Source organism: Bacillus sp. V3B (assembly GCF_024494465.1).
Taxonomy (GTDB): domain Bacteria; phylum Bacillota; class Bacilli; order Bacillales; family Cytobacillaceae; genus Bacillus_BD.
This window is the reverse complement of sequence record NZ_JAETXM010000001.1, coordinates 426,964-444,578: the sequence shown is the minus strand read 5'-3', so window position 1 is coordinate 444,578 and position 17,615 is coordinate 426,964. Positions and strand designations below refer to the sequence as shown.

The following is a 17,615-nucleotide window of genomic DNA, read 5'->3' as shown; positions in this document are numbered from 1 at the left end:
TCTTATTACACGCACCAACCATAAAGAAGACTTCTATACTTATCTGTTTTTACATGCAGTAAAACAAGCTAAAAAAATAGCCTTGCCGCACTATTATCTGTACGACAAGGCTATTCGATGTGAATCTTTTCACTTAAAAAATCATTTATATTCGTTTAATAAGCTAAAGCAAACAATCCTTTAATATGTGACAAGTACCGAACATTACTTGCTTCTTTCATTAGGGATGCCGGCAGACCTTTAAGTGGAGTCGAGTTTCCTCCAATTTCAGCAACTGCATCTTTACGACCAAGACTTGCAAGTGTCCCTGAATTGACTGGAGCAAATGCTTCAAACGATTTATCTTGTAAATATGCGTATAGATTATACCCAACAAGTTCACCCATTTGCCAAGCATTTTGAGCAGTAGGTGCATATGGACGACCACCTTCTGGAGGGAATGCAACTGCACTGTCACCTACAACAAATACATCATTATGTGATGTAGATTGAAGATATTCATTAACTGTTGCTTTACCACGATCTACCTCAAGTCCAGATTGAGCAACAATTGGTAATGCTTGCACTCCACCGGTCCAAACGAAAGTATTGGCAACAATTTTACTTCCATCTTTCAAATCAATTATATTTCCTTGAACATTGGTGACAGGAAGACCTGTTAAAAATTCAACTCCGCGTGCTTCTAAACTCGAAACAGCCCGTTCAATCAAATGATCTGGTAACACTGGAAGAACTTTTGGACCTGCTTCAACAAGTTTGAGTTTTAATTCTTTAGGATTTATTCCATAGTCTTTCGCAATCTTTGGTAGGTTATCAGCAAGCTCACCTACTAACTCCATACCCGTTAAGCCGCCGCCGCCAATTAAAATCGTAGCATCTGCTTCATTTTTTGTTTCGGCATATTTGCGAATACGACCTTCAATATGCTCATAAATTTTATTTGCGTCATCAACAGATTTTAAGACCAGGCTATTCTCTTCAAGCCCTGGGATACCGAAATAAGCTGTTTTGCTTCCTAACCCCACAACAAGGGCATCATACGTTAATGTTGTACCATCTGAAAGAGAAACTTTTTTATCGTCGACAGAAAAGCTGTCAACCGTTGCAATTTTAAGATCAATATCCTTACCTTTAAGTAGCTTTTCTAAAGGAAGAGCTATAGCTTCCTCACTAGTCGTTCCGCCTGCAAGACGGTGCAGTTCAGTAATGATTTGGTGTGTTGGATATTGGTTTACGACAGTTACATACGCTTCTGCACTATTTAAATACTTACGAACGGTTAATGCAGATAAAAGTCCACCATAACCCGCCCCTAAGATGACTATATGTTTTGACATAAATGTTTCCACCATCCTTAACTTTATATAAAAATTATTTTTGATTACTTTTTTCTGATGAAACTTCAAGATACGCATGAACAAAACGGAATAATTTTTGTGCTTGTGGATCTTTGAGCATTTTTAGCAATCCGAAAAGACCAATCACTTCAGTGCTTTCTTGTGCACGATCTTTTGCTTCAATAGCAGTGACAGCAACATTTTTGACAGTAGCTGTTACAGGTTCTGCTATTTCTTTAATTGCTCCTACTGTATCATTTTTTAATACTTCATCCGTCGCCAATGATTGAGCCATGTCATAAGACTTCGTTAAAACGTTTACCATCTCCGTAAGTTTAGGAAGTTGTTCCACTAAGTTCGTCAAAGAATCTTGAACCTCAGGTGTTAATAGCTGATCAAGTACATCCTGTTGTTCTTTTCTTCTAGACAAATTTTTTAATTCATTCTCAGATCTTTCTAGAGTCGTAGTTTCCGACATATTCGATTCTCCTTTACAATGAAATAGTAATATTTTGAATTCTTTGTGTCATTTTTCACAATCCATGCATTAAAAAAACGCAATTGTGACTAAAATCATTTACTTTTTATACCCTATGCATTAGCACTTCTATATTATACATGATTTCATAATAAATTAAATTACTTTAATAAAAGTATTCTAGTATTCTAGTTATCTAAAATTTCAAATATAAACAAATAAAAATATCCCGATAGGTAGTTTAAAATCCTATCGGAATATTCCTTGAATATTATAACATCATCTCAAAGTACGATTCAAAAAGGCCTTCGTTCGATCAAACTTAGGGTTCGTAAACAACTCGTCCGGATGACCAGATTCGACAATTTCCCCGTTATCCATAAAAATGGCTCAGCTTGCCACCTCTTTGGCAAATTCCATCTCATGTGTCACGACAATCATTGTCATATGCTCTTCAGCCAAATCCTTCATTACTTGTAGAACTTCACCGGTCAATTCTGGATCTAGTGCAGAAGTAGGTTCATCAAAAAGCAAGATATCAAGATCCATCATCAGTGCACGTGCAATTGCTACTCTTTGTTTTTGACCACCTGAGAGGTTTGCTGGATAAGCATTCGCCCGACCAGTAAGTCCAATTTTCTCCATGATCGCTGCACTTCGATGCCCAATAACTGAAGGTGATTCTTTCTTCACCATTTTGGGAGCAAGTTCTAGGTTTTCTTTAACAGTAAGATGGGGAAAAGATTGAAATGTTGGAACACCATTCCCATTTTAGCTGTTATTCTTTTGAGATCTTGCGGTTTCAAATAGACTCCATTCTTTAAAGGAACGTTCTCTCCTGATCAAGTACCGCTTTTTCAAAGACAAAGTGCAGAAATATAATTTGAGAAATATTACATTTATGGTATTATTTAACAACATTCTTTTGTTAAAATTTCATTCTACAACACAGTAAAATTGACTATTTGTCCATATAATCATTATAATTATCAGGAAACGGAGTGAAGTTTATGTTAGAAACAAAAAGAGCGTTACCTATTCTTTTTGCTGTTATGTTTCTCGTCATGGTCGGCTTCGGCATCATTATCCCTGTATTACCTTTTTATGCGGAAAATATCGGTGCTTCTCCAACACAATTAGGTTTGCTCATGGCTGTGTATTCACTGATGCAACTCCTCTTTGCACCGATGTGGGGACGAATATCTGACCGAATAGGTCGAAAGCCCGTGATCATGATTGGGATATTGGGACTTTCCCTTTCTTTCTTTTTAATGGGACTATCTTCATCGCTTTGGATGCTGTTTGTCGCTAGAATTATCGGTGGCATTTTATCTTCCGCAAATATGCCAACGGTTATGGCCTATGTAGCTGATATTACATCCCCAGAAGACCGTGGAAAAGGAATGGGCATTGTCGGTGCAGCTACTGGACTAGGATTTGTATTCGGACCTGCAATTGGAGGGGTCTTTTCAAAAATAAGTTTAAGTATGCCATTTTATATTTCTGGAGTTACCTCTCTTCTTACCTTTTTACTTGTCTGGTTTTTGTTAAAGGAATCCTTAACAAAAGAGAACAAAGGCCAACAGAATAAAGAAAAAACATCCTTATGGCATGAATTGAAAGGAACACAATCAGTTCTGTTTTTTCTACAATTGTTTATTTCCTTGTCTTTATCAGGCTTAGAAGCAACCTTCGCCTACTTTGCTGCACAAAGAGCAGGATTAGGAACTGTAGAACTCGGCTACATTTTTATGATAATGGGATTAGCTGCAGCGGTTGTCCAAGGTGGATTAGTTGGAAAGATGACGAAAAAGTTTGGTGAAGGATTTGTGATTCAAATCGGTATTGCCGTTTCGGCTCTTGGCTTCGGACTTATTCTATTAGTGAATAACTTTACAACTGCAGCCATTTATTTAACCATATTTGGAATCGGTAATGGGGTTATTCGCCCAAGCGTCTCGGCGTTATTAACGAAACGCTCTACTACTGGACATGGGAGTACAACTGGCTTACTGTCTTCCTTCGATTCACTCGGAAGAATTATCGGACCTCCACTAGGTGGTTGGCTTTTTTCCATCACCATCGGTTTACCGTATATTTCAGGGATCGTCCTATCCATTATCGCTTTTGTACTATATCGTTTCTATACAGCACAGGCGAATTCGAACAAAATACTAACTAAAGAATTATAAAAGGAGACATTACTATGACCGATTCCAATCACTCACATGAAATCGCAACACCAAAGAAAAAAATAAGTCTACAAGAAGTAATGAAAAAGCAGATGGAAAATAAAAAGACCCAAGCTTCTGCCAATCATTCAAACACTAGGATGTCTCAAACAACAAAAAAAATGAAAAGCCAACAAACGAAAAAAACAAATAATCAACGAAGAAGAACAGGTGTCTAATGAACGGACAAAATCGAAAAGACCTATCACCTGGAACCTCAGTTGATATTGTCCTAAAAGCTGATCAAAGAACAGGGAAACTGACGAGTGGAATTGTAAAAGATATTCTAACAAAATCCAGTTTCCACCCACATGGAATCAAAGTAAGACTAACAGACGGACAAGTTGGTAGAGTTCAAGCCATCAAAACGAAATAAATCATATTGAATGAGGCATGGAACTTTTTTCAAAAATTCCGTGCAAATCAAAAAGGGATAACTGCCATTAGTCATCCCTTTTTGATCATTTTTCTGCTAGCTTATTTTTTATTTAATACCTGTTTACCTACCCGCTCAAAAAGACGAGGAAATAAGGCAAAGAAAATACTACCAGCATTCATCCAACGTGGTAAATTAATTTCTCTTGTCCCTGTCAGCATCCTATCAACGACTTTGCGTGCAACAAATTCCGGTTTAAGCATATATCTTTTTACACTTTTCACATAAGTTCCGGTTTCATCAGCAAGGTTGAAAAAATTCGTCTCAATTGGACCCGTATTGACAGCCGTTACCGTAATATTCAAATCTGACAATTCCATCCTCAAACTATTGGTATAGCCAAGAACAGCATGCTTTGTGGCAGAGTAAACACTTGATTTTGGCGTCGCAATTTTCCCTGCTTGTGAGGCAATATTAATAATATGACCTCTTCTCTCTTCCCTCATTAGGGGTAAGACCATACTCGTACAAGCAATCAATCCGATCACATTTACGTCAAACATTCCTTTTACATCCTCAATAGACGCTTCATGAGCGGCATGAAAGACACCGTAACCAGCATTGTTAACAAGAACATCTATCGTTCCAAGTTCATGCATCATCTTTGAAAAAACAGTTTTTACTTCATCTGTATTTGATACATCAAGTTTATACACAAAGATGGATACCGAAAAACGTTCTTGTAAATCTTTTTGAACTTCCTCTAATACATCAATTCTTCTGGCAAGAAGAACTACATTAGCCCCTCTTTCGGCACAGAGCGTAGCAATGGAAAGACCAACCCCACTCGAAGCACCCGTGATGACCACATTTTTATTTGTTAATCTTTCTATTATCAAATTTTGTCACCTTCTATTTTGTAGCAGAATACTGATAATCCTGACCATCTTTACTACTATTAATTTCCCCCAATGACTCCAAATAATCAAGCTGGGCAATCGTTTCTGAGATGGTCAATGCCAACTCACGCTTGTATACTTTAGGAAATAGCCGACGACATATTTCAAAAGCTGTGTACGAGTCTTCAGTAAGCCACTGTTTAATTTGCATCGCTCGATCGTGCTGACGATTCAACCTCTTTTTAACAAGTGCTTGTACATCATATACTTCTTCACCATGGCCGTTATACACAATGCTGATTGGATATTCAAGCATCTTTTTTAGAGAATGATTATATTGCAACTGTGATTTTTCCCGTTCTGTTTTTCCTGGTAAAGGTGGTTCGAGTATTGGGTTCGGTGAAATATGTGCAAGAAGATGATCACCGCTAATGAATACTCCATCTTTTTCACGATAAAGCCCAATATGACTTTGGGCATGCCCAAATGTCTCAACTACCTTCCAATCCGTCAGACCAAGCGGCCTATCACCTTCGAGTAACGGACCAGTAAGAGATCGATGACAGGAAAACTTAATGGATTGCTTTATTTGCTCGATCAAGGGAAAAAACTCTGAAGGTACTCCACATTCAAGATACATTTTTTGGGAAAACTCACGATATTCTTGCAAAAAACCTTCCGTGAGATCGATCCATCTTTCATTATTCGGATGCCCATACACTTCAAGTGTTGAGGAAAATCGATCTAAAAGTCCTGAATGATCGGGATGATGATGGGTTAAAATCACCTGTTCAATATCTCGTGGTTCAAGTTTTAATTCCTTCAATTGACTATTCAGCGCTTCCCATGATTCATCCGTATTTGGACCAGTGTCCACTAAGGTTAGACAGTCACCCTTAATTAGATAAACGTTCACATTTCCAACAGGAAACGGCGTCGGCAAAATAAGTTTTGCTATTCCACTTGCCCATTCAACCATATTCTTCCCCCTTACTATTTTAATTCCCCTTTTATTAAATGAAGACGCTCCTATTAGCTTTGAATTATCCTTAGTTTACCTTGTTTTTTATCAACTGAAAAGAAATAAAAGGATGGACACATTTGTCCACCCTTTCTCATTACATTAAATGATTGAATCAATAAGTACGACAATAATCACAATCGGAATCACGTAGCGCATTAAAAAGTACCAAACTTGAAACAGAAGACGATAGCCTTTTGAATTTTGAATGAGTTCACTTTTCAAGAGACCCTTTTTCATCTTGTACGAAACAAACACGGAAATAAGTAAAGCACCAATTGGCATCAACGTATTACTAACAAGAAAGTCTGCCGCGTCAAAAATACTTTTACCAAAAATAGATACATCTGACAAGATACTAAACGATAAAGCAGACGGAACCCCAACCAAAAATATGAGGACTCCCATGATCCAAGACAGACGACTTCGTCCACCCTTTCCTTTTGACACAGCTGCTACCACAATTTCTAGTAACGAAAAAGAAGATGTAAGTGTGGCAAATAGAAATAATATCAGGAATAGGATTAAAAAGATGTTACCAAAAACCATTTGCTCAAACACTGACGGCAATACGATAAAGAGTAATCCAGGTCCTTCTGTCGGTTGAAAGCCTAATGAAAAGACAGCTGGAAAAATCGCAAGTCCAGCAAAAAGAGAAATAAATAAATTCATCCCGACAACCGAGAAAGCCGGTTGAACTAAACTTCCTTTTTTCGATAAATACGAGCTGTATGTCACCATAACAGAAACCCCAACACTCAATGAGAAAAATGATTGCCCAAGAGCATACAAAACACCTTGTGAAGTTAAACTTGAGAAATCAGGCTTCAGGAAAAAAGCAACTCCCTCCATTGCATTGTCTAGGGTAAGCGAGCGGATAATCAAAATAATAAATAAGATAAATAAAGCTGGCATCATAAACTTACTGGCCTTTTCAATCCCCTGTTGTACCCCTTTAGCAACAATCACAATCGTAATGATTAAAAAGATCGCTTGTGCAATGACAGTAAAAAGTGGATTTGAAACAGACTCGTTAAAAAGAGCTCCATAATGTTCTGTGCCCCCACTCATTTGACCAGTAAGACTATAGATAATATATTGAATAATCCAGCCACCGATCACACTGTAAAAAGATAATAAAATAAAACAGGTCGTGACCCCAAGATAACCAATCCAATGCCATCTTGTCCCAGGTGCAACTTGTTTGTAAGCAGAAATCGCTTCTTTTTGTGTACTACGCCCAATGATAAATTCTCCAAGCAATAACGGAAACCCAATTAAAAGGGAAAAAACAAGAAATAACAGAATAAATGCACCGCCACCACTTATTCCTGTAACATATGGCAGCTTCCAAATTGCTCCAAGACCAATTGCTGATCCTGCTGATGCTAAAATAAAACCAATTTTTGATGACCATTGTTCCTTCTGTTCCACCTTGACGCCTCCTGAATGTTTGATCAACTGATTTTCCAATCATGCTGTCTGACTGACTTCGTCGTAGACAAATAGCTTTTGTCATCCTCTACACTTCAATTGGTGCAAAATAAAAAAAGTCACATATTTGAAAAAGGGACGTGTAAACACGCGGTACCACCCTTTTTGAAATCATTGTGACTTTCCACTCCAATTGATAATGGAAATAACCGTTTCCTCACGCTCATATACGCAATAGAAAAAGCTCCAAGCTGAAATTCACCATTATCTTTGTATCAGCTTTCACCGACCGCTGATTCTCTGACAAACAGGGAGATATGGGTTTATGAAACACTCTTCATAGCCTATAGTATATTATAAAATGAATTATAAGTGACCAAACCTAATCAAGTCAATGATCACTTTGTGAAAATATTATATTAAAATAATATAAAACAGGTGTCAGGCACTATACTAGCGGGAAATGCTGATACTTTTGAAGTCTGCCGCTATTTCTGTTGCTGGAAATATTTTACGGGCTTCTTCCACAAGTTCTTCTGAAGCATTTCGATCATAGCGCGAACTAATGTGAGTAAGACAAAGTCTTTTCACATTTGCTTGTTTGGCAACTTCTGCAGCCTGACTTGTTGTTGAATGATAATAATTGTGCGCTAATTCTTCTTCCCCATTTGCAAATGTTGATTCATGGACGAGTAAATCCGCATCCTTTGCTAAAGTTTCAGCTGCTTCACATACCCTTGTATCACCTAAGATAGTCACAATTCTTCCCTCTTGTCGTGGACCTACAAAATGCTCGGACTCTAAAACGGTTCCGTTTTCTAAGGTAATTGATTCTCCTTCTTTAATTCTTTTATAAAGGGGTCCTGGATCGACCCCTGCCTTCTGTAACTTATCAACTAATAATGTACCAGGTCGATCTTTTTCAACAATTCGAAAACCAAATGAGGCAATCCCATGATCAAGCTGACGGGCTTCTACGATAAATTGTTCATCTTCAAATAATACTCCCTCAGACACTTCAACGATCTCCAAAGGATATTTCAAATACGTTCCACTCACTTGCAAGCTTGTTTCTACAAATACCTTTACTCCTGAAGGTCCATAAACAGTCAACTTTGACTCCCCTCCCTGAAATGAACGGCTTGCGAGCAAGCCCGGTAGGCCATACAGATGATCACCATGCAAATGGGTAATAAAGATATTCTCAATTTTTGAAGGCTTGATGGATGTATGCAAAATTTGATGCTGTGTCGCTTCACCACAGTCAAACAACCAAATCGTTCCTCGTTCTTCTAGTAACTTTAAAGCAATTGATGTCACATTTCTTAATTTTGCAGGAATGCCTGCACCTGTTCCAAGAAAAAATAACTCCACTGTCAAACTCCTTTCCGAATATACTGTTATAATAATTATAGCCAAGTTATCATGAATAAGGAATGACAGCAAAAGATTATTCATCAAACTACCCCTTCTTTTAAAAAACAAAGTATTTGCTTATTGTGACAGAAACCGATAAAATTTTAACATTATATCGACATTTTTAGATTTTTAAAGTGTAAAAAAGTAAACCCTAAATAATAAATGTCAATTCCAACGAAAAGAGGTTTTATAAATCGTGAAACAGAACGAACAACCAACAGCTTTGATCATGATTTTTGGAGCGACTGGAGATTTAGCCAATAGAAAGCTATTCCCATCGCTATATAATTTATTTAAAAAAGGAAATCTTTCTAAACAGTTTTCTGTTATCGGAGTTGCGAGAAGGGCTCTTTCAAATGATCAATTTCAAGAAAACGTAAAAAATTCAATACGATTAACAAACCCTGAGGATACAGATATTGATGAGTTTGTCTCTCACTTTTATTATCATTCACATGATGTAACAGATTCAAGTTCGTATATCACGTTAAAAAACTTAGCTAATCAATTAGATCAACATTATGAAACAAAAGGCAACCGTATATTCTATTTAGCGATGGCACCTGAATTTTTTGGAACCATTGCTATACATCTTAAGGAAGACGGTCTGACAGATGTCGAAGGATTTAAACGTCTTGTCATTGAAAAGCCATTTGGACGTAATTTACAATCTGCTAAAGAATTAAATAATCAAATAAGAACAGCCTTCACAGAAGATGAAGTCTATCGAATTGATCATTATCTTGGGAAAGAAATGGTCCAAAATATCGAAGTGATTCGATTTGCTAATGCCCTATTTGAACCACTTTGGAATAATCGCTACATATCGAATATCCAAGTTACATCTAGTGAAGTATTGGGTGTGGAAGAGCGCGGACGCTATTATGAGAATAGTGGTGCACTTCGAGATATGGTACAAAACCATATGCTACAAATGGTTGCCTTGTTAGCGATGGAACCACCTATTAAGTTGAATACGGAGGAAATCCGTTCGGAAAAGGTGAAAGTACTACGAGCCATGCGTTCGATTAAAGGAGCCAAAGTTGATGAGTATTTTGTCCGCGGTCAGTATGGATCAGGAGTCGTAAATGGACAGACAGTTCCAAACTATCGTGATGAACCAATGGTGGCCCCAGAATCTTACACCGAAACATTTGTAGCAGGAAAAATCTTAATTGATAATTTCCGTTGGGCAGGTGTCCCTTTCTATATTCGAACAGGGAAACGAATGAGAGCGAAATCCACAAAAATTGTCATTCAATTTAAAGACATTCCTATGAACCTATATTATCAAACGGAACAAACACTGAATCCAAACTTACTCGTTATTCATATTCAACCTGAGGAAGGAATTACCCTCCATTTGAATGCGAAAAAAGCGGGTCAAGGTATGAATGCTACACCGATTAAATTAAGTTTTGCCAATAAAGGAATTGATAACTTCAATACACCCGAAGCCTATGAAAAACTCTTATATGATTGCATGAATGGCGATGCAACCAACTTTACTCATTGGGATGAAGTAGCTCTATCATGGAGTTTTGTTGATAATATATCACAAGTATGGGAAAATACGAACACGATCTTCCCTAATTACAACTCTGGAACAGCAGGACCGAAGGAAAGTGACATTTTACTTGCAAGAGACGGCTTCTTCTGGTGGCCGATAAGCAACTTAGAAGTAGAAGCGGACTAAGAACAAAAACAAAACAGTATGATCATTCAATCGATAAAAACCTCTTTTCTTGAGCAAAGAGGTTTTTATCGATATTCTTATTTAACTTATTCCATCCAATTCGTATGGAAAATACCTTCACGATCCGTACGTTCATACGTATGAGCACCAAAATAATCACGTTGTGCTTGCAATAAATTCGCTGGTAGTACAGCGGTGCGATAGCTATCATAATAAGATAAGGCAGCCGAGAAACACGGAACTGGAATCCCTACTTGAACAGCATTCGCAATCGTTTCTCTTAATGAATACTGATAACTTTCAATAATTTCCTTAAAGTATGGATCGAGCAGAAGATTTTTAAGGCCTGGTTCCCGGTCATAAGCATCTTTAATTTTTTGTAAGAATTGTGCCCGAATAATACATCCTCCACGGAAAATCATCGCGATCTCTCCATATTGAAGATCCCAATTATATTCTTCAGAAGCCGCTCTCATTTGTGCAAATCCTTGAGCATACGAGCAGATTTTACTCATATATAATGCTTTACGAACCGATTCAATAAATGCTTTTTTATCCCCCGTAAATGGTTTTGTTTCTGGACCATTTAATACCTTACTCGCTGCTACACGCTCTTCCTTCATAGCTGAAATAAAGCGAGCAAAGACAGATTCGGTGATGATCGGCAGTGGAATACCGAGATCAAGCGCATTTTGACTTGTCCATTTTCCTGTTCCCTTTTGTCCGGCAGTATCCAGGATCATATCGACAAGTGGCTTACCTGTTTCATCATCCGTTTTTGTAAAAATATCCGTAGTAATTTCGATTAAATAGCTATCGAGCTCGCCTTTATTCCATTCCGCAAATACTTCATGAAGTTCCTTTGCACTCAGGCCCAGTACATTTTTCAATAAGAAATAAGCTTCACAGATAAGCTGCATATCTCCATATTCGATTCCATTATGAACCATTTTTACATAATGACCCGCTCCATCAGGACCAATATAGGTTGTACAAGGATCACCATTCACTTTTGCCGAAATGTCTTTGAAAATAGGGGCAACTAAGTCATAAGCTTCCTTTTGTCCTCCAGGCATGATAGAAGGACCCTTTAGTGCGCCTTCTTCCCCACCTGAAACACCTGTACCAATAAAATGAATACCAAGCTCACTTAGTTTTTTATTGCGTCGCTGTGTATCAACAAAATATGTATTACCGCCATCAATTAAAATATCCCCTTTATCTAAATGTGGGATAAGTTGGTCAATTGTCGCATCTGTTGGCGCACCCGCTTTTACCATCAACATAATTTTTCGTGGGCTTTCAAGCGAGTGAATAAATTCTTCGATTGAATAAGTTCCCGTAATGTTAAGCCCCTTCGCTTCGGCTAGCATTTCCTCTGTTTTTTCACTTGAACGATTATAAACAGAGACCGTGTAGCCCCTTGACTCAATATTCATTGCCAGGTTTTTGCCCATTACGGCTAATCCAATAACACCAAACTGTTGTTTTGTCATCTTTTTACTTCCCTTCTTACCTAAATTGAATCACTTTACTTTAGCAAATATCCTTAGCAGTATGCAAATATTCTATCTCCACTATTAGTTTATCAAAATAATACAAATTTAACCGATCATTTATTCTTTTGGAAAGAAATCAAGAAAGTCCTTACTAAAGCTAGTTTCGGAAATCATATTCGTTTGACTATTTGATTCTGTTGTTTTTTCTGTAGCACGATCAATAATACTTTCACCATATTTATTACGCAAATGATTAAGTGTTTCCGTTAAAGGCTCTTTTTTCGCATCCTTTTCATAAGAAAATAAATCCAATTGCTTCACTGCTTGTTTTCTTTCGATCAAGTCAGATCCAGTGACACCTAGGAGACGAACAGAGTCTCCATTCCAATTCTTTAAAAAAAGGTTCTTACTCTCCTGATAAAGCTCCTCTTTCTGACTAATGGGATTAGACAGCTTTTTACTTCTTGTAATTGTTTTTCGACTTTTATAACGTATCGTGATCCCTATAGAATTTGCTAACACCTTTTTTCGTTTCATACGAACGGCCACTTTTGCAGTTAAAGATTCCAAAACATGAAAAAGCTGTTGCTGATTTGCCACATCGCTAGGCAAAGTAGTTGAATTACCAATACTTTTAAATGCATTTGCTGCTTCAGGATCAACAGGTCTCTCATCAATACCATTGGCTCTCTCTTTTAAACGAAGACCATTGATTCCAAGAATAGCCTTCAATTGGATATCATTCGCCTCTGCTAAATCATTTATTGTAAGAATTCCCATTTGGTTCAATTTTTCAGCTGACTTTTTTCCAATGCCATGCATTTCAATCACGTCAAGTGGCCACAATACCTTTTGGACATCCCGTTTCCGCAACACCATAATCCCCAGAGGTTTTTTCATATCTGACGCCATTTTAGCAAGAAACCGATTTGGTGCGACTCCAATACTACATGGTAAATCTAGTTGATCTAGAAGTTGCTTTTGAATTTTTTTTGCTATATCAAGTGGAGAACCTAGCTCAAAGCTACCTGTTATATCCACATACCCCTCATCGATCGAAACAGGTTCGACAAGATCAGAATATTGATGCAAAACCTCAAACATACCTTGGGAAGCTACCCGATAATGTTCGAAATTCGGACTCATTACAATGAGTTGTGGACAAAGCTTTTTTGCTTCCCAAATAGGCATCGTTGTTTTTACACCAAATTTTCGTGCTTCATAGCTACAAGTGACAATGATTCCTCTCCGTTCTTTAGGATTCCCAGCAATCGCTAGCGGCTTTCCTTTTAAAGTAGGATCCAATGCCATCTCAACTGATGCATAAAAGCTATTCATATCCACATGCAAAATAACTCTACCGTTTTTAGGATACATCTCTTTCATCTACCCACATCCTAAGAAAATGATACTTCTCATAATTTTATCATTTAACCACGAAAAAGACTCGCATCACTGCGAGTCAAAAAAAATTTCATTAAATTGCAACCATACTTTTTGCCATTTCTTTTGCTGCTTCTACCGCATCTGTTTTCGCTTTTTCCATGATCTCTGGAATTTGTTTAGGGAAATGATCCAATCCCTCAGCTACAATGGTATCCATTACATCCATCCCAAGAAATGTAAGCGCCTTTCTAACGTATTGATCGCCCATTTCAAAGTCAATCATCGGTCCTGTTGAATAAATTCCACCACGCGTCTGGATATGAATCGCCTTTCTTCCAGTCAATAATCCTTTTGGACCTTCTTCCGTTGTGACAAATGTCTTTTTATGAAGAAACATATTATCCATGAAATCTTTCAGGATACCTGGTGCCCCTAAGTTCCAAATTGGAGTAACAAAAACATAATAATCAGCGGCAATAAAATGGTCGGCTAGAGCGTGCATCCTTGTAAACTTTTCTCTTTCGTCAGATGAAAGTTGATCTAACGTGTACCCCATGAAAGAAGTTTTGGCACGTGCATAGAGTAAATCTGTATCAATTCGAGTGATATTCATATCATATAAATGCAGTCTTTCAACTTCAACTTCAGGACGCTCCTTTTGGAAGGTCTCTAGAAAGACTTCGCCGATTTGCGCACCTTTCGACCTGGTCACACCTTTTTTTGGATTCGCTGTTATATAAAGAAGTTTTGACATACAAGCATCCCTTTCCATTAACAAATAGTTAGCTGTCCTAATAATAACGAAAACCTTCTTGTTCAATATTGGACAAAAAGTGACATTTATGAATCTTTTGTGTCGAATATAACTAAGCTCCTATCAAAAGCAACATTCAGACGACAAAAGACCCTCTCTAGAATCAAATCAATCTAGAGAGGATCTTTCTGAAAATTAAACGTTTTAGGCTGAAACCTTGATGCTAGTTTGCTGCCACTTCTTCAATAATGGTAACCGTCATTTCTGCTAGCTTATATAGCTCTTCTACTGGCATACGTTCATTTGTTGTATGAATTTCTTCATAGCCAACGGCTAAGTTTACAGTAGGTATACCAAATCCCGCAATCACATTAGCATCACTGCCACCGCCACTATGTAATAATTCACAACTGCGGCCAATTTTGGCTGCTGCTTTTTTCGCCACTTCAACAACATGGTCTCCATCCGCAAATTTAAAGCCTGGATACATCACGTTTACCTCAATATTTGCTTTTCCACCCATATCCTTTGCAGCACTTTCAAACGCTTCTTTCATTTTCTGAACTTGAGCTTCCATTTTTTCCGGAATAAGTGAACGAGCTTCAGCTAAAATTTCAACATGATCACAAACAATATTCGTTTGTTGTCCACCTGCGAACCGACCGATATTCGCAGTGGTTTCTTCATCAATTCTACCAAGCGGCATTCTTGAAATGGCTTTTGCAGCGATAGTAATTGCAGATACTCCTTTTTCAGGCGCCACCCCAGCATGGGCTGTTTTTCCAAGAACTGTTGCCTTAATATGTGCTTGTGTCGGTGCAGCAACAATGATATTTCCAACTTTTCCATCGCTATCAAGTGCATACCCATATTTCGCTTTCACGAGCGACCGGTCAAGTGCTTTTGCACCGACTAAGCCTGATTCTTCTCCAACCGTAATAATGAATTGAATGTCTCCATGGGGAATATTTTTTTCTTTCAATATTCGAACCGTTTCTAGCATAACAGATAACCCCGTTTTATCATCCGCACCAAGAATGGTTGTTCCATCTGTTACAACATATCCATCCTTAATCGTTGGCTTAACTCCTTTTGCAGGAATGACTGTATCCATGTGGGAGGTAAAGTAAATCGTATCTACACCGTCTTTTGTACCAGGCAGTGTACAAATGAGATTACCTGCACCATGACCTGTTATAGCAGTCGTGTCATCTTCGAACACTTCAACACCTAACGCAGTAAATTTTTGTTTTAACACCTTAGCAATTTCTGTCTCATATTTTGTTTCAGAATCAACTTGAATAAGCTCTAAAAATTCATTTAATAAACGTTCCTGATTTATCATATTCTATCAAAACCTCCAAGTCCTTCATTTCTTCCTTTTCTAGTATACCTCTACGATTATTCAGCAGCAAATTAAGAAACGTACGCTTTTTTGTCTAAGAACTCATCAACAAACTATTCAAGACAGGAAAGAAGAAAGAAATCGACTCACTCCCCGATTTCCTTTTATCCTCTACTTACTACTCATCTCTAGAGTGGCATATTTCCATGTTTTTTCTTCGGCCTTGACTCTTTTTTATTTCTAAGCATATCAAGCGCTTGAATGATCTTAATCCTTGTTTCACGCGGATCGATGACATCATCCACCATTCCTTTACTAGCCGCTACATAAGGGTTCGCAAACTTTTGTCGATATTCTTCTATTTTTTGGGCCCGCGTTTCTTCAGGATTCGAACTTCGCTGAATCTCTTTTGCAAAAATGATGTTAGCTGCACCTTGTGGACCCATTACAGCTATTTCAGAATTGGGCCATGCAAACACAAGGTCAGCACCAATCGATTTGCTATTAAGGGCTACATAAGCACCGCCATAGGCCTTTCGTAAAATCACGGTTAACTTCGGAACCGTTGCTTCTGAATACGCATACAGTATTTTCGCCCCATGACGAATAATACCTCCATGCTCTTGTTTGACCCCTGGGAAAAAGCCTGTTACATCTTCGAAGGTAATAATAGGAATTTGAAAGGAATCACAAAACCGAATAAACCTTGCTGCTTTATCCGAAGAATCGATATCCAACCCACCTGCCATAGACTTCGGTTGATTACAAATGAGACCGACCACTTCTCCTTTTACACGTGCTAAACCAATGACAATATTTTTCGCAAAGTCTTGTTGAACCTCCATAAATGAGCCCTCATCTACAACAGGGTTAAGCACTTTTCTGACATCATATGGGCGTACAGCATCAAATGGAATCACATCCGTTAATTCAGGACGATAATCGTCTACTTCATCAACTTCTGTATAGGGAGGCTTTTCTTCATTATTTTGCGGAAGATAACTTAATAGCTTTCGAACTTGTTCAATGACCTTTTCTTCCGACTCCCCCCTAAAATGCGCATTTCCACTGATAGAGTTATGGACCTTTGCCCCACCTAGGTCTTCAGATGAAATTTTTTCACCTGTCACCGTTTCAATCACTTTTGGACCTGTAATAAACATCTGACTTGTTTTTTCAACCATAAAAACAAAATCTGTAATAGCCGGTGAATAGACGGCCCCTCCAGCACAAGGTCCCATGATTACAGAAATTTGTGGAATAACACCTGAATAAATGGAATTCCGATAAAAAATTTGCCCATATCCATCAAGCGAGACAACACCTTCTTGAATCCGCGCTCCTCCAGAATCGTTTAATCCAATAAAAGGGGCACCATTTTTAGCTGCGAGATCCATTACATTAGCAATTTTCTTCGCATGCATTTCGCCAAGTGCACCGCCAAAAACAGTGAAATCCTGGGCAAACAAATAAATAGGGCGCCCATTCACCTTCCCGAAACCAGTAACAACACCATCCCCAGGACTTTTTTGCCTATCAAGTCCAAAGTCATTGCAGTTATGCTCAATAAATGGGTTAAATTCAACAAAGGTTCCACGATCCACTAAGAGTTCAATTCGCTCACGAGCAGTCAATTTCCCCTTTTCATGTTGCTTATTAATCCGTTCATCTCCCCCACCAAGCTCTACTTCTCGTTTCCGGTCGTATAAGTCATGAATTTTCTTATATATATCAATCATG

General features: G+C 38.0%; 15 protein-coding genes, 1 pseudogene and 1 other annotated feature. Of the genes and pseudogenes, 4 read left to right on the top strand and 12 right to left on the bottom strand.

The window, feature by feature from the left end:
• Positions 1–155: 155 nt before the first annotated feature.
• The 3 genes and pseudogenes from JMM81_RS02220 to JMM81_RS02210 all read right to left on the bottom strand — a co-directional run.
• Entirely contained in the window at positions 156–1,337 is a 1,182-nt protein-coding gene (locus JMM81_RS02220) for an NAD(P)/FAD-dependent oxidoreductase (protein ID WP_256239866.1), read from the bottom strand.
• Between the two features lie 34 nt (positions 1,338–1,371).
• The gene (locus tag JMM81_RS02215) at positions 1,372–1,815 is read right to left on the bottom strand and encodes a helical membrane plugin domain-containing protein (RefSeq protein ID WP_256239865.1); all 444 of its coding nucleotides are present in this window, start codon (positions 1,813–1,815) and stop codon (positions 1,372–1,374) included.
• A gap of 279 nt (positions 1,816–2,094) precedes the next feature.
• Positions 2,095–2,639, bottom strand: a pseudogene (locus tag JMM81_RS02210) (amino acid ABC transporter ATP-binding protein); the annotation flags it as partial.
• 186 nt (positions 2,640–2,825) lie between these two features.
• Between JMM81_RS02210 and JMM81_RS02205 the strand changes: the two are divergent.
• The 3 genes from JMM81_RS02205 to JMM81_RS02195 are packed head-to-tail and all read left to right on the top strand — an operon-like array spanning position 2,826 to position 4,422.
• Entirely contained in the window at positions 2,826–4,007 is a 1,182-nt protein-coding gene (locus tag JMM81_RS02205) for an MFS transporter (RefSeq protein ID WP_256239864.1), read from the top strand.
• 14 nt (positions 4,008–4,021) lie between these two features.
• Entirely contained in the window at positions 4,022–4,225 is a 204-nt protein-coding gene (locus tag JMM81_RS02200; RefSeq protein WP_256239863.1) for a hypothetical protein, read from the top strand.
• Entirely contained in the window at positions 4,225–4,422 is a 198-nt protein-coding gene (locus JMM81_RS02195) for a YwbE family protein (RefSeq protein WP_256239862.1), read from the top strand. Before JMM81_RS02200 ends, JMM81_RS02195 begins: the two co-directional genes overlap by 1 nt.
• A 101-nt stretch (positions 4,423–4,523) precedes the next feature.
• On the opposite strand, the gene JMM81_RS02190 is transcribed toward JMM81_RS02195, so the two are convergent.
• From JMM81_RS02190 to rnz, 4 genes are all read right to left on the bottom strand, one after another.
• Positions 4,524–5,318, bottom strand: coding sequence for an SDR family NAD(P)-dependent oxidoreductase (locus tag JMM81_RS02190; RefSeq protein WP_256240295.1), 795 nt, complete (start codon positions 5,316–5,318; stop codon positions 4,524–4,526).
• 16 nt (positions 5,319–5,334) lie between these two features.
• On the bottom strand, positions 5,335–6,300 hold the full coding sequence (locus JMM81_RS02185; RefSeq protein WP_256239861.1) for an MBL fold metallo-hydrolase: 966 nt from the start codon (positions 6,298–6,300) through the stop codon (positions 5,335–5,337).
• Between the two features lie 144 nt (positions 6,301–6,444).
• Positions 6,445–7,776 (bottom strand): sodium-dependent transporter, encoded by a 1,332-nt coding sequence (locus tag JMM81_RS02180; RefSeq protein WP_256239860.1) that lies wholly within the window; start codon positions 7,774–7,776, stop codon positions 6,445–6,447.
• Between the two features lie 131 nt (positions 7,777–7,907).
• Positions 7,908–8,126: a binding site (T-box leader), on the bottom strand.
• Between the two features lie 103 nt (positions 8,127–8,229).
• Entirely contained in the window at positions 8,230–9,150 is a 921-nt protein-coding gene (rnz, locus tag JMM81_RS02175) for a ribonuclease Z (RefSeq protein ID WP_256239859.1), read from the bottom strand.
• 241 nt (positions 9,151–9,391) lie between these two features.
• On the opposite strand from rnz, the gene zwf reads away from it, so the two are divergent.
• Positions 9,392–10,891: a glucose-6-phosphate dehydrogenase gene (gene zwf / locus JMM81_RS02170; protein WP_256239858.1), complete on the top strand. Its 1,500-nt coding sequence runs from the start codon at positions 9,392–9,394 to the stop codon at positions 10,889–10,891.
• An 86-nt stretch (positions 10,892–10,977) separates the two neighbouring features.
• Here the strand turns inward: zwf and gndA are convergent, their stop codons facing one another.
• The 5 genes from gndA to JMM81_RS02145 form a co-directional block, all read right to left on the bottom strand.
• Entirely contained in the window at positions 10,978–12,387 is a 1,410-nt protein-coding gene (gndA, locus tag JMM81_RS02165; RefSeq protein WP_256239857.1) for an NADP-dependent phosphogluconate dehydrogenase, read from the bottom strand.
• Between the two features lie 120 nt (positions 12,388–12,507).
• Complete coding sequence (locus JMM81_RS02160; protein WP_256239856.1) at positions 12,508–13,776, bottom strand: DNA polymerase IV; 1,269 nt, start codon at positions 13,774–13,776, stop codon at positions 12,508–12,510.
• Positions 13,777–13,867: 91 nt separating this feature from the next.
• The gene (locus JMM81_RS02155; RefSeq protein WP_256239855.1) at positions 13,868–14,530 is read right to left on the bottom strand and encodes an FMN-dependent NADH-azoreductase; all 663 of its coding nucleotides are present in this window, start codon (positions 14,528–14,530) and stop codon (positions 13,868–13,870) included.
• A gap of 223 nt (positions 14,531–14,753) precedes the next feature.
• Positions 14,754–15,875 (bottom strand): tripeptidase T, encoded by a 1,122-nt coding sequence (locus JMM81_RS02150; RefSeq protein WP_256239854.1) that lies wholly within the window; start codon positions 15,873–15,875, stop codon positions 14,754–14,756.
• 188 nt (positions 15,876–16,063) lie between these two features.
• The gene (locus JMM81_RS02145) at positions 16,064–17,614 is read right to left on the bottom strand and encodes an acyl-CoA carboxylase subunit beta (RefSeq protein WP_256239853.1); all 1,551 of its coding nucleotides are present in this window, start codon (positions 17,612–17,614) and stop codon (positions 16,064–16,066) included.
• Position 17,615 lies beyond the last annotated feature (1 nt).